Source organism: Nocardia sp. GTS18 (genome assembly GCF_013839555.1).
In the GTDB taxonomy this organism is placed as follows: Bacteria; Actinomycetota; Actinomycetes; order Mycobacteriales; family Mycobacteriaceae; genus Nocardia; species Nocardia rosealba.
Genome location: NZ_JACBIU010000011.1, coordinates 50,282 through 62,861, shown reverse-complemented (window position 1 = coordinate 62,861; position 12,580 = coordinate 50,282). Strand labels below are relative to the sequence as shown.

The following is a 12,580-nucleotide window of genomic DNA, read 5'->3' as shown; positions in this document are numbered from 1 at the left end:
GCTAGCCCAAGTCTAGGCCCGCGAGCCTCACCGTGGAATGGGTGAGGCCCCTACCTGCAGGATCACATTTCCGCTCATCGTCACCGAGGTGCCCGCCGGCGGGTTCTGCCCGACGACCTTGCCCGAGGCGCTGCCGTCGAGGGTGATGACCGTCGTCTGGCTGAGCTGACCGGTCCAGCCCTGCGCACGCAACTTCTCCTGGGCCTGGGTGGGGGTGAGCCCGGTCAGGTCCGGCACGGTGATGCGGTCGCCGAGGGACACCTGCACGGTGATGGTCGAGCCCTTCTCCGCGTTGCTGCCGCCCGCCGGGCTCGTGGAGAGCACCTGGCCTTTCGGCTGGGGCGAGAGCACCTCCTTGACCTCCACCTTGAACCCAGCGCTCACGGTGAGGTTCGGTTCGGCGACGGAGATGTCCTGGCCGACCACATCGGGTACCCGGACCTGTTCGGGACCGCTGCCGATGACGATGACGATCGGCTGCTCGATGTCGATGCGCACGCCCGCGGTCGGTTCCTGCCCGATCACCCGGTCGGTGTCGGCGACACTCGACGCGCGGCGCTGCACGTTCGGATCCATCTGCAGGCCGGTCGAATTCAGCGCCTGCTCGGCCTCGGCCTGGGTCATCCCGAGAATGCGCGGCACCGCGACCTGCGCGGGTCCGGTCGACACCTGCAGGGTGACGGTGCTGCCCTCGTCGATGCGCGACCCGCCGAGCGGCTGGGTGGCGATCACATTGCCCGGCGCGACCTTGCCGTCCGGTTTCTGCTGCACGGCCACGCTGAAACCGGCCTTGACGAGCTCGGATTCGGCCTGCTGCGCGGTCTTGCCGGACATGTCCGGCACCGCGACCTGGTCGGGCTTGCTGCCCGGACCGATCAGCACCCAGAACATTCCGAACGCGACGGCGAGCGCCGCGGCGACGCCGAGCGCGATCAAACCGGTGCGATTGCCCTGCTCGGCGGGCGGGCCGACGGCGGGGTGTTCGGAGGTGTCGTCACGGTCGTGGAACCGGCGCGGCGCGGGCTCGTCGTAGCCGGCGTAGTCCTCGTCGTTCATCACCATCGGCGCGCTCGGCTTCTGCCCACCGAGCACCCGGATCAGATCGGCGCGCATCTCCGCGGCGGTCTGGTAGCGATTGGCCGGGTTCTTGGCCATCGCCTTGAGGATCACCGAATCGAGCTCGCGCGGGACCGCCGGATTCACCGACGACGGCAGCGGCGGGTCTTCCTTCACATGCTGATAGGCGACCGCGACCGGCGAATCCCCGGTGAAAGGCGGCTGGCCGGTGAGGATTTCGAACAGCACACAGCCGACCGAGTACACGTCCGAGCGCGCGTCGACGGTCTCGCCGCGCGCCTGCTCGGGGGAAAGGTATTGCGCCGTACCGATCACGGCGGCGGTCTGGGTCATCGGGTTGGAGCTGTCGGCGATCGCGCGCGCTATGCCGAAGTCCATCACCTTCACCGCGCCCGCACGGTTGATCATGATGTTGGCGGGCTTCATGTCCCGGTGGACGATGCCCGCCTTGTGGCTGAAGTCGAGGGCAGCGCAGACATCGGCCACGATCTCCATCGCCTTGCGCGGCGCCAGCGGACCCTTGCCGCGCACGATGTCGCGCAGGGTGTCGCCCTCGACGTATTCCATGACGATGTAGGGCAGCGGCCCGTCGTCGACGGTGGCCTCGCCGGTGTCGTAGACCGCGACGATGGCCGGGTGGTTCAGCGCGGCCGCGTTCTGCGCCTCACGCTTGAAGCGCAGGTAGAACGTTGGGTCGCGGGCCAGGTCGGCGCGCAGCACCTTGATCGCGACGTCGCGCGAGAGGCGCACGTCGCGGGCCTTGTGCACCTCCGACATGCCGCCGAACCCGATGATCTCGCCCAGCTCGTACCGCGAGGAGAGATTCTTCGGGGTGGTCATTGCTGTCCTATGTTCGGGCCTACGGCGTTGTTGTCCTCATTCGGAAATGGTAGATCGAAGGTGGGGATACGCGGCTTGTCCCGGGTGGTGGTCGCCGCCGCCGGTTTCGTGGTGGTCGGCGCGGGTTTGGTCGTCTTGGGGGCGGTGGTCGTCGGCTCCGGTTTGGTCGTCGTCGGTTCCGGCGTGGTGGTCGGCGGTTCCGTGGTCGTCGTCGGTTCCGGCGTGGTCGTCGTCGGGCGGTCGGGTTGCGTAGGCGCGGGTTCCTCGGAGGTGACCGGCGGCGGCAGCGGACGGGTGGTCGTCACCGGCGGGGCAACCGGCGCGGTGGTCTGCACGGTGGTTGTGGTCGGGCCGGTGTCGCGGTTGGGCTCGCCGCCGAACAGCAGCCAGATCACGCCACCGCCGAGCAGCAGCGCGCCCACACCCAGCGCGATCAGCCATTTCTGGTTGTTCTTCGAATCGTTGGTCGCGGCGACGGCGGCGGGCGCGGCGGCCTGTGTGGCCGGGCCCGCGTATCCGCCGGTCGGCGGCTGATTGCCGAAACGCATGGTCGCGCCGTCGTAGTCGGCGGCCGGAATCACGGTGGTCGGCCCGGGCGGCAGCACCCGGGTCGCCCCGGTCATCGACGCGCCGGCACCACCGGGCACGGGCGGCATGTGCCCGGCGCGCACGGCGGCGACGGCGTCGGCGAACTCGCCACCACTGCGGTAGCGCTGCGCCGGATCCTTGGCCATGGTGATCGCGATCAGCTCGTGCACGTTGGCGGGCAGATCGGCGGGCAGCGGCGGCGGTGCGTCGCGCACGTGCTTCATCGCGACGGTGATCGCGCCCTCACCGGTGAACGGGCGGACGCCTGCCAGCGCCTCGTACCCGACCACGCCGAGTGAGTACACGTCGGAGGCGGCGGTGGCGTCTTCGCCGACGGCCTGTTCGGGGGCGATGTACTGGGCGGTGCCCATCACCATGCCGGTCTTGGTCACCGGCGAGGCGTCGACGGCCTTGGCGATGCCGAAGTCGGTGATCTTCACCTGACCGGTCGGCGTCACCAGGATGTTGCCCGGCTTCACGTCGCGGTGCACCACACCCGCGGCGTGGGCGACCTCGAGCGCGCGTCCGGTCTGCTCGAGCATGTCCAGGCCCTGGATCACCGACAGCCTGCCCATGCGGTTGAGCACGGCGTTGAGCGGTTCGCCCTGCACCAGCTCCATCACCAGGTAGGCGGTTTCGCCGCCGGACGGGTCGGTGGTCTCGCCGTAGTCGTAGATGCCCGCGATCCCCGGCGCGTTGAGCTGCGCGGTGGTGCGTGCTTCGACCCGGAACCGCTGACGGAACGTCGGGTCGGCGGAGAACTCGGTCTTGAGGACCTTGACCGCCACCCGGCGATCGAGCCGGGTGTCCATCGCTTCCCACACCTGACCCATACCGCCGGTGGCGATGAGCCGCTGCAGGCGGTAGCGGTCGGCGATCATGGCGCCGTTGTTCAGCATCGGGGCCCCCGTGTTGTCACTCGCACACTCATTTCGTTCAGCCCCCTGCCAGGCCTGCGTCCAGTACCGACCTGGCGATCGGTGCGGCCACCGAGCCGCCGGTCGCCGCCAGCGCCCGGTCGCCGCCGTTCTCGACGATCACCGCGATGGCGATCTTCGGGTTCTGCGCGGGCGCGAAGGCCATATACCAGGCATGCGGCGGGGTGTTACGGGGATTGCTGCCGTGTTCGGCCGTGCCGGTCTTGGACGCGATCTGGTACGGCGACCGGCCGCCGCCCGCGGTGTTGGCTTCGGAGGCGATCATCAGGTTCACCAGGCTCGACGCTACCTGTGGACTCACGGCCTGGCCCACCGAGAAGGGCTCGGTCACACTCAGCTCCGACAGGTCGGGAGCCTGCGTCTGGTCCACCAGGTACGGCTGCATCCGGGAGCCGCCGTTGGCGATGGTCGCGGCGATCACGGCGACGTCGAGCGGGGTCACCGCGACATCGCGCTGACCGATGCTGCTCTGGCCGAGAGCCGCGTTGTCGGGGATCGGCCCGACCGTCGACTCGGCGACCGGGATCGGGACACCGCGGTGCGGGCCGATCCCGAAGGCCGCGGCCTGGTCCTTGAGTTCGGCGGCGCCGACCTTCATCCCCAGCTCGACGAACGCGGTGTTGCAGGACCGCCGGAAGGCCTCGGTGAGCGAGGCGGTCGGCTGGTCACCGCAGGTGGCGCCGTTGTAGTTCTCCAGCGTGGTCCTGGTGCCGGGCAGGGTGATGTTGGGGGCGGCGGTGAACTGGTCGTCCACACTCACGCCGTTGGCCAGCGCGGCGGCGGTGACCACGGCCTTGAAGGTGGAACCGGGCGGATAGGTCTGCGAGACCGCGCGATTGAGCATCGGCTGGGACGGGTCGTTCTTCAGCCGGTCCCAGGCCGCCCGGCCCGCCGCACCGTCGTGGCCCGACAGTTCGTTGGGGTCGTAGCTCGGGGTGGAGACCATCGTCAGGATCTTGCCGGTGCTCGGCTCGATCGCCACCACCGAACCGGTGTAGCCCTTGGCGGTCATCTCGTCGTAGGCCACCTGCTGCATCACCGGGTTCAAGGTGGTGATCACATTGGCGCCGCGCGGGTCGCGACCGGAGAACATGTCGACGAGCCTGCGCCCGAACAGGCTCGAGTCGTTGCCCGAGAGCAGCGGGTCCTCGGCCAGCTCGATTCCGGTTTTGCCGTACTGCATCGAGTAGAACCCGGTGACAGGGGCGTAAGCCGGTGGGCTGCTGGGGTATTGGCGCAGGTACTTGTACCGGTCGTCGGTGGCGACCGAACCGGCGAGCACGGTACCGCCCGCCGAGATCTGGCCCCGCTGGCGCGAGTACTCGTCGAGCAGGACGCGCACGTTGCGCGGGTCGGCGCGCAGGTCGTCGGCCTTGACCACCTGCAGATAGGTGGCGTTCACCAGGAGCGCGACGACCATCACCATCACGGCGACGGCGACCCGGCGTAGTGGAGTGTTCATGCGCTCGCCCTGCCTTCCGACCTGCGCAACAACTCGGTCGACGCCTCGGCGATCGGCGCCGGTGCGCGTTTGCGGGTCGGCGCGGGCGCGCGGGCGGCGTCGGAGATCTTGATCAGCAACCCGAGCAGCGCGTAGTTGGCCAGCAGCGAGGAGCCACCGTAGGAGATGAACGGTGTGGTCAGACCCGTGAGCGGGATCAGCTTGGTGACGCCGCCGACCACCACGAAGATCTGGATGGCGATGGTGAACGACAGGCCCGCCGCGAGCAGCTTGCCGAAACTGTCGCGCACGGCGAGCGCGGTGCGCAGCCCGCGCACGATGAAGATCAGGAACAGCATCAGCACCGCGGCCAGGCCGATCAGGCCGAGTTCCTCACCGATGGTGGTGACGATGAAGTCGGTCTTGGCGAAGGGCACCTGCTGCGGACGCCCGCTGCCAAGGCCCGTGCCCGCCAGGCCGCCGGTGGCGAAACCGAACAGCGACTGCGAGATCTGGTAGCCGGTGTTGTGGTAGTCGTCGAACGGGTGCAGCCAGGTGTCCACGCGCACCCGCACATGCCCGAAAAGCTGGTAGGCGAACACGAAACCGAGCGCGAGCAGGCCGCCGCCGATGAGCAACCAGCCCACCCGTTCGGTCGCGATGTAGAGCATCACCAGCACCGTGCCGAAGATCAGCAGCGAGGTGCCGAGGTCCTTTTCGAGCACGAGCACACCGATGCACACGACCCACACGATCAGCACCGGACCGAGGTCGCGCGGCCGCGGGAACTCCATGCCCAGGAAGTGCTTGCCCGCGGCGGTGAACAGGTCGCGCTGGGCGACGAGCACACCCGCGAAGAAGATGATGAGCAGGATCTTGGCGAATTCGCCCGGCTGCACACTGAATCCGGGGAGTTTGATCCAGATCTTGGCGCCGTTGACTTCGGAGAACCGGCTCGGCAACAGTGCCGGAATCGCCAACGCGATCAGTCCGACCAGGCCTAGTGTGTAGGTGTAGCGCGCCAGCGTGCGGTAGTCACGCAACACGATGAGCAGGCTGATGAACACCACGATGCCCAGGCCGGTCCACATGATCTGCTGGTTGGCGTCCGGGGACGGGATGGGGCTCGAGTCGTATGCCGCCTGCTGCGCGTCGGCGAGGTCGAGGCGGTGGATCAGGACGAGACCGAGACCGTTGAGCAGCGCCACGATCGGTAGCAGTAGTGGGTCGGCGAACGGCGCGAACCGGCGAACCGCCAGGTGCGCCACCCCGAACAGCGCGAGGAACGCCACACCGTACTTGGCGATGTCCCAGGTGATCGACTGTTCCTGGCTCGCCTCGACGATGAACAACGACACCGTCGTGATACCCGCCGCGCCCGCCAGCAGTAACAGCTCCTGGTTCCGCCGCGTCGAGGGCGGCGGTGCGGGCGCGAATCCGCCTGGGGGACTCGGGAAAGCCCCCGCCGACGGTGGTGCCGGTGCGGACATCAGTCCGTCACCCGGCAGTTCTCCCCTGAGATCTGCGGGGAAGGTGTCGGGGCGGGCGTAGTGGTCGGTGCGGGCGTCGGTGTCGCCGTGGCGGGCTGGTCACCCGGGCCGGGCGCGGGCGCCGGGGTGGCAGGCGGAACCTCGGTGGGCAGCACACCCGGCTGCGGCACCGATTCCTTCTTGGGGCACGGGTCGAGCACCTCGCCGGTGAGCCGGCGCATGCTCTCGCGGGCCTGGGCCAGCGAATCCGGCGGCAAGCTGCGCTCCACCTGGTCGCGGCCGGTCTGCTTGAGATCGCTGACCATCAGCTTTTTGCAGCCGGTTGGGGCGGTGGCGCCGACCTCGAGGAGCGTGATCTCGTTCTTGCTGTTCACGCAGGCGGTGAGCTCCACGTCGTGGATGGCGTAGCCGAGGATCGAACCGGGCAGGCCGCGCATCACGACCACCTGATCGTTGTCGGCGCCCACGTAGTAGTTGCTGCGAATCATCTTGTAGCCCACCACGAGTCCCACCGCGACGGCCACGATCAAGGCCACCGACAGCAGCAGCCAGCGCAGCTTGTGCGACTTGGTCTCCGGCGGCGGGGGAGCGGCGGCGGCCCGGCGCGGCTGGGCACGCGGTGGACGCATGGCGGCGGCGCGGCCGGCCGCGGTGTTCGGCGGCGGCGCGTCTTCCTCCTCCTCGGTGGAGGCGGCACCGGCGACGATCGGATGACTCTGCCCGTAGTCGAGGTCGATGACATCGGCGACGACAACGGTGACGTTGTCGGGACCGCCCGAGCGCAGAGCCAATTCGATGAGCCGGTCGGCGCACTCGTCGGTATTGCCCTCACGCATGGTGTTGCCGATGGTCTCGTCGCTCACCACGTCCGAAAGTCCGTCGGAGCACAGCAGATACCGGTCACCGGCGCGGGCTTCACGCATGATCAGCGTCGGCTCGATCTCGTTGCCGGTGAGGGCACGCATGATGAGCGATCGTTGCGGGTGGGTGTGCGCCTGCTCGGGCGTGATGCGGCCCTCGTCGACCAGCGACTGCACGAAGGTGTCGTCGCGGGTGATCTGGGTGAGTTCGCCGTCGCGCAGCATGTAGGCGCGCGAGTCGCCGATGTGCACCATGCCGAGCTTGCGGCCCGCGAACAGGATGGCGGTGAGCGTGGTGCCCATGCCGTCGAGTTCGGGTTCGGCCTCGACGTGGTCGGCGATGGCGGCATTGCCGGAACGGGTGGCGCGGTCGAGCTTGCCGAGGATGTCCTCGCCGGGCTCGTCGTCGTCGAGATGCGCCAGCGCGGCGATCATCAACTGGGAGGCGACTTCACCGGCGGCGTGTCCACCCATACCGTCGGCGAGGGCTAGCAGGCGAGCGCCCGCGTAGACCGAATCCTCGTTGTTGCCCCGGACGAGTCCGCGGTCGCTTCGCGCGGTGTAGCGCAGAACAAGTGTCACGATCGCAGCTCGATCACTGTTTTGCCGACCCGGACAGGAGTGCCGAGCGGAACACGGACGGCGGTGGTGACTTTCGCGCGGTCGAGATACGTGCCGTTGGTGGAACCGAGGTCTTCCACGTACCAGTCGTCACCACGCTGAGACAGTCGCGCGTGCCTGGTCGAGGCGTAGTCGTCGGTGAGTACCAGCGTCGAATCGTCGGCGCGGCCGATGAGGACCGGCTGCGTGCCGAGTGTGATCCGAGTGCCGGCTAGTGAACCATGAGTCACCACTAGATACTTGGCGCCCTTCTGGCCTCGGCTCAGGGATGGCAGACCGATGGAACCACGCGCTCCGCGTGCGGCCCTCGGCTGTATCCGGATGCCGGATGCCGCGTAGATATCGCTGCGCAAGGTCCGCAGAACGGCCCAGACGAACAACCAGAGCAGCAGCAGGAACCCCGCGCGGGTCAATTGCAGGATCAATCCCTGCACGGCGTTCCACCTCCTGTTCGCCCGGGTACGTCGGTACGGCAGGGGACGAAGTGACCCCCACCAGCGTGCTGGCTTGCGGGCCCCGAGGTCGGGGCCGTGCGTGTGATGGCAGCATCATAGGGCCGACGGCGTCGACACGTGACCTGCACCGCGCAGCTTACGGGATCAGACGATCCTGATCAGGATCTCGGAATGTCCGGCCCGGATGACGTCACCATCGGCGAGCTGCCAGTCCTGTACCGGCGAGCCGTTGACCAGCGTGCCGTTGGTGGAACCCAGGTCGGAGAGCATGGCGGTCTGACCGTCCCAGCGGACCTCGATGTGGCGGCGCGACACACCGGTGTCGGGCAGCCGGAAGTGCGCGTCCTGGCCGCGGCCGATGATGTTGGAACCCTCACGCAGCTGGTAGGTGCGGCCGCTGCCGTCGTCGAGTTGCAGCGTGGCCGAGTAGCTGGACTGGGCCGGGGCACCGTAACCACCCGCGGGCTGGCCGTAACCGGCTTGCGGCTGGGCGTACCCACCCTGCTGGCCGTAACCGGCGGGCTCCTCGTAAGCGGGCTCGGCGTAACCGGCCGCCTGGGCGCCGTAACCGGAGGACTGACCGTAGCCGGGCTCCGCGTAACCGTTCTGACCGTAGCCGCCCTGCTGGTCGTAACCGGGTTCGGCGTAACCCTGCTGGCCGTACCCGGGCTGCTGGCCGTAGGCCTGCTGCGGATCGGCGTAACCCTGCTGGCCGTACCCACCCTGCTGGTCGTAACCCGGCTCGGCGTAACCGGGCTGGCCGTAACCACCCTGCTGGCTGTAGGCCTGCTGGCCGTACCCGCCCTGCTGGTCGTAACCGGGCTCGGCATAGCCCTGCTGGCCGTACCCGGGCTGACCGTAGCCCGGCTGCGGGGCCTGGTCGTACCCGTTGTGGTACTCGCCGCCCTGCTGGCCGTAGGCGGGGTCGTAGCCGGGCTGACCCTCGGGCGCGCCGTAGCCACCGCGGCCGTAGTCGTCGGCAGGCGGATAGGGAGCCCCAGGCGCGGCGGGCGGCGGTGCGTACCCGCGGTTGCGTGGATCGGACTCCGCGGGCTCTCGGCTTGGCTCGTAGCCTGAGTTGTGCGTCATGGGGCCAGCTCCTGGTTGCGGGTGTGCGGGTCGTTGTGGCGGTCCGGGGCGAGGTGGGACGGTCCCGCGACCGGCGTCGGGGTCGACGCGGCCGCTCGCTCTGAACATTCCGGTGTGCAGCGTAGGTGATGCCTCGAACGCCACGTGCACTTCGCCGTAGGTCTGCCAGCCCTGCTCGCGGATGTAATCCTGCAGATGTTTGGCGAACGCCTTGGTCGTCAGGTCGTGATCTGCGTCGAGTTTCCCGAAATCTGATTCGTTGATCGTGATCACATAACTGTTGGGTGCGAGCTGATGCCCGCCCTCCAGATCCTGGATCCGATCTGCGGCTTCGCGCTGCAGCGCGGCCTCTACCTCCTGGGGAACGACGCTGCCGCCGAACACCCTCGCGAACACATCACCGACGGCGCTCTGTAAGCGACGTTCGAATCTCGACACGATGCCCATCACAGCCCTCCCTTCGGTGCGCGTGTCCGTCCTGTCGGAGTGCCCTTTACGGCGTGTCCGAACCCGACCACGTTCCTTGCATGATATCCACGATCCTCCTACCAGGTAACTCCCGGCGCAGCGCCCCGGTTCCCGAGCTGTGCAGGTTCACATCACCGCAGGTCAGGGGCCCGATTTTATTTTCGGGTGGCGAGCATGTTAGATTTTTCGAGTCGCTCGGGCGAGTGGCGGAATGGCAGACGCGCTGGCTTCAGGTGCCAGTGTCCGTAAGGACGTGGGGGTTCAAGTCCCCCTTCGCCCACAGAGAGCAGAAGGCTCGATCCCTCGGGATCGGGCCTTTTGTCGTTTCCGGCGACGCTCACCCCTTGCGCGCGACGAGTAGGTGGAAAGGGAACGGCGGACCGGGCAGGGTGCGCTGTTCGACCGTGAAGCCGGCCCCGGTGAGCGCGCCCGTCACCTCGGCTGCCGGGCGCAGCGTGAATCCATAAGGGGTGAAAGGCATCCGGGCCATACCGTCCGGATCGCCGATGCCGATCACGGCCGTGCCGCCGGGCCGGAGCACGCGATCGAGTTCGGCGCACGCGGCGGGCAGGTCGTCGAGGAAGTAGACGGTGTTCACCGTGATCGCCGCGTCCAGGCTCGCATCGGGCAGCGGCAAGGCGGCGAGGGTGCCCTCGGCGAGCACGAGCCGATCCTCGGCCACCTCCATGGCGTAGGTGCCACGGGCGCGGGCGAGCATGTCGGGCGAGGGTTCGATGCCGTGCACCACGCCGTCCGGGCCGACTCGCTCCAGCAGCATCGCCAAGCCCGCGCCGCCGCCGAAGCCGATATCGGCCACATCCGCGCCCGCGGCGGGGGCAGCGCCGTCGACGGCGCCCGCGATGGCGCGCTTGTTTCCCCGATTGAGGAGCAAGGCCACCACCTTGCCGAGTGGTCCGTGTGGATTACCGAGCTGGCCGGCAACGATGGTGAGCAAACGGTCCTTGACCCCGGTCATGTCGTCATCGTAGGGCTTCGCTATTCCGGGGCGGTGAGGCGAAGATCACAGCGCGGTAATCCGGCTGTCTTCCAGCTGTTTCACTGCCCGTCTCGAGCCGTTCGGGGTCCCTGCGCAACTTGTCAGCCGCGCAGTAAGTAGCTGCATGGCAGGTGATTCGACCTGATTGCTAGTTGTTGATCATGTTTGCAGCCTTGTAAACAAACTTAAGGTTTCTTTTAAGGCGCCGAGTATCGCGCAAACCGAAATCCGGTTGCCGTTGTCGCAGGTTATCGGCTATGCGCGGGGTGCGGTCGGAGGTGTGGGCAATGGGCAGCAATATTCCCTTGACCGCGCCATCGAACGCATGGGACTCATGGTCCCAGGTTTGCCGAAGGTGAATTCCCGGTGTGTGCAATTGCCTTCCCGGCGAAGCGCCAGGAGTTAGCTGTAGTTGTGGAGAGCGGCCGCTTCACAGGTCTTCGCAGACCCGCACTCGATACCCCTAACCTGCGCGTAGGGGGTTGCATGGGCATAACGATTGTGTACAGTTAACGGCAACGCTGGCCGCAGCTCGAGCTCGACTCGCTGCGGCCAGCGGAACTCAAATCGGGGGAGTTCACCAACTCGTAACCTCACGTAGCTGTCGATTGCCCAGTGGGCTCACAGCCGAGGTGTGCTCGGAGTTGCCTGCCGCACAAATGCACGTGCAGATGCGTGATCACGCCCGCGCGGGAGCCTTCGGCAGCCATCGCAAGGCCGGATCGGGCATGGCCTCGGGGAGCGCGGAAGCGGCGTCCTGTTCTTCGGCGACCCGGCGGCCCACCACGAACACATAGGCGAGGAACAATCCTTCGGCCAGGAAGCCGAGAGCGATGCGCACGGGCGCGGGCAGGCCGCTGGGCGTCACGAATCCCTCGAGCAATCCACACACCAGCAGCACCGCGACCAGACCGAGCGCGACCGTGGCAGTCGCCCGGCCCTGCCGTGCCATCGCGGCGGCTCGGCTCGACCGACCGGGATCGACCAGCGTCCAGCCGAGCTTCAAGCCGGCACCGCCCGCCACGAACAGTGCCGTGAGCTCGAGTGTTCCGTGCGGAAGGATGAAACCGAAGAAGGAGTCGAGCCGGTCGGCGTCGGCCATCAATCCACCGGTTATCCCCAGATTCAGCGCGTTCATGAACAGGGCATACACAGCCGGGAGAATCAGTACGCCGGTGAACAAGGCGATCGCCGAGACCCAGGAATTGTGGGTCCACACCTTGGCGGCGAAGGCGTCGTTGGGGTGTTCGGAGTAGTAGGTCTCGAACGAACCCCCAGGTCCGGTGATGATCGAGTGATCGCCCTCGGGAATCCCCAGGGCTTCGCGGGCGCCCGCCGAGTTGTCCACAAGCACCGCGATCACCGTGCTGACGAGCAGGAAGATCGCGGTTGTCCCCAACCACCACGGCCATGCTCTGTACACAGCCGCCGGAAAGCCCCTGGTGAAGAATCGGCCCATCTCGCGCCACGGCTGGGAGCGCGCCGCGAGCACGCGCCCACGCGCGCGGGCGAGCAGCGCGCTGAGCCCGGCGAGCACCTCGGGATCGGCCCGATGACCCTGCAGCTTGGCCAGCTGCTGGGACGCCGAGCGGTACAGGGCGATCAGTTCGTCGGCCTCGGCCCCGGTGAGCCTGCGCTGACGGACCAGCTGATCCAGCCGATACCACGACCGTTGACGCGCCCAGCTGTAGGCATCGGTGTCCATATCGGGAATGC

Annotated in this window: 9 protein-coding genes and 1 tRNA gene; 1 reads left to right on the top strand and 9 read right to left on the bottom strand. The window is 67.9% G+C overall.

Annotated elements, in window-relative coordinates; all coding sequences use genetic code 11:
* Positions 1-27: 27 nt before the first annotated feature.
* The 7 genes from pknB to HYG95_RS12800 all read right to left on the bottom strand — a co-directional run bounded on the left by pknB (position 28) and on the right by HYG95_RS12800 (position 9,846).
* Positions 28-1,917, bottom strand: a complete 1,890-nt coding sequence (gene pknB, locus HYG95_RS12830) for a Stk1 family PASTA domain-containing Ser/Thr kinase (protein ID WP_181698192.1) — start codon at positions 1,915-1,917, stop codon at positions 28-30.
* Positions 1,914-3,404, bottom strand: coding sequence for a serine/threonine-protein kinase (locus HYG95_RS12825; RefSeq protein ID WP_181698191.1), 1,491 nt, complete (start codon positions 3,402-3,404; stop codon positions 1,914-1,916). Before HYG95_RS12825 ends, pknB begins: the two co-directional genes overlap by 4 nt.
* 37 nt (positions 3,405-3,441) lie before the next feature.
* Positions 3,442-4,905: a penicillin-binding protein 2 gene (locus tag HYG95_RS12820; protein WP_067495172.1), complete on the bottom strand. Its 1,464-nt coding sequence runs from the start codon at positions 4,903-4,905 to the stop codon at positions 3,442-3,444.
* Complete coding sequence (locus tag HYG95_RS12815) at positions 4,902-6,374, bottom strand: FtsW/RodA/SpoVE family cell cycle protein (RefSeq protein WP_067495175.1); 1,473 nt, start codon at positions 6,372-6,374, stop codon at positions 4,902-4,904. The genes HYG95_RS12820 and HYG95_RS12815 overlap by 4 nt, the downstream gene beginning before the upstream one ends.
* Positions 6,374-7,816, bottom strand: a complete 1,443-nt coding sequence (locus tag HYG95_RS12810; RefSeq protein ID WP_181698190.1) for a PP2C family serine/threonine-protein phosphatase — start codon at positions 7,814-7,816, stop codon at positions 6,374-6,376. Before HYG95_RS12810 ends, HYG95_RS12815 begins: the two co-directional genes overlap by 1 nt.
* Complete coding sequence (locus HYG95_RS12805) at positions 7,813-8,289, bottom strand: FHA domain-containing protein (protein ID WP_067495180.1); 477 nt, start codon at positions 8,287-8,289, stop codon at positions 7,813-7,815. The genes HYG95_RS12810 and HYG95_RS12805 overlap by 4 nt, the downstream gene beginning before the upstream one ends.
* A gap of 165 nt (positions 8,290-8,454) precedes the next feature.
* Positions 8,455-9,846: a DUF3662 and FHA domain-containing protein gene (locus tag HYG95_RS12800; protein ID WP_181698189.1), complete on the bottom strand. Its 1,392-nt coding sequence runs from the start codon at positions 9,844-9,846 to the stop codon at positions 8,455-8,457.
* Between the two features lie 218 nt (positions 9,847-10,064).
* On the opposite strand from HYG95_RS12800, the gene HYG95_RS12795 reads away from it, so the two are divergent.
* Positions 10,065-10,147, top strand: a tRNA-Leu gene (locus tag HYG95_RS12795).
* A 57-nt stretch (positions 10,148-10,204) separates the two neighbouring features.
* Here the strand turns inward: HYG95_RS12795 and HYG95_RS12790 are convergent.
* Both HYG95_RS12790 and HYG95_RS12785 read right to left on the bottom strand, forming a co-directional pair.
* Complete coding sequence (locus HYG95_RS12790) at positions 10,205-10,843, bottom strand: class I SAM-dependent methyltransferase (protein WP_181698188.1); 639 nt, start codon at positions 10,841-10,843, stop codon at positions 10,205-10,207.
* 700 nt (positions 10,844-11,543) lie between these two features.
* Positions 11,544-12,569 (bottom strand): stage II sporulation protein M, encoded by a 1,026-nt coding sequence (locus HYG95_RS12785; protein WP_181698187.1) that lies wholly within the window; start codon positions 12,567-12,569, stop codon positions 11,544-11,546.
* Positions 12,570-12,580 lie beyond the last annotated feature (11 nt).

Excerpts from the sequence above, each read along its gene's own strand:
- pknB (WP_181698192.1), bottom strand. The coding sequence starts at position 1,917 with ATGACCACCCCGAAGAATCTCTCCTCGCGGTACGAGCTGGGCGAGATC.
- HYG95_RS12825 (WP_181698191.1), bottom strand. The coding sequence starts at position 3,404 with ATGCTGAACAACGGCGCCATGATCGCCGACCGCTACCGCCTGCAGCGG.
- HYG95_RS12820 (WP_067495172.1), bottom strand. The coding sequence starts at position 4,905 with ATGAACACTCCACTACGCCGGGTCGCCGTCGCCGTGATGGTGATGGTC.
- HYG95_RS12815 (WP_067495175.1), bottom strand. The coding sequence starts at position 6,374 with ATGTCCGCACCGGCACCACCGTCGGCGGGGGCTTTCCCGAGTCCCCCA.
- HYG95_RS12800 (WP_181698189.1), bottom strand. The coding sequence starts at position 9,846 with ATGGGCATCGTGTCGAGATTCGAACGTCGCTTACAGAGCGCCGTCGGT.
- HYG95_RS12790 (WP_181698188.1), bottom strand. The coding sequence starts at position 10,843 with ATGACCGGGGTCAAGGACCGTTTGCTCACCATCGTTGCCGGCCAGCTC.
- HYG95_RS12785 (WP_181698187.1), bottom strand. The coding sequence starts at position 12,569 with ATGGACACCGATGCCTACAGCTGGGCGCGTCAACGGTCGTGGTATCGG.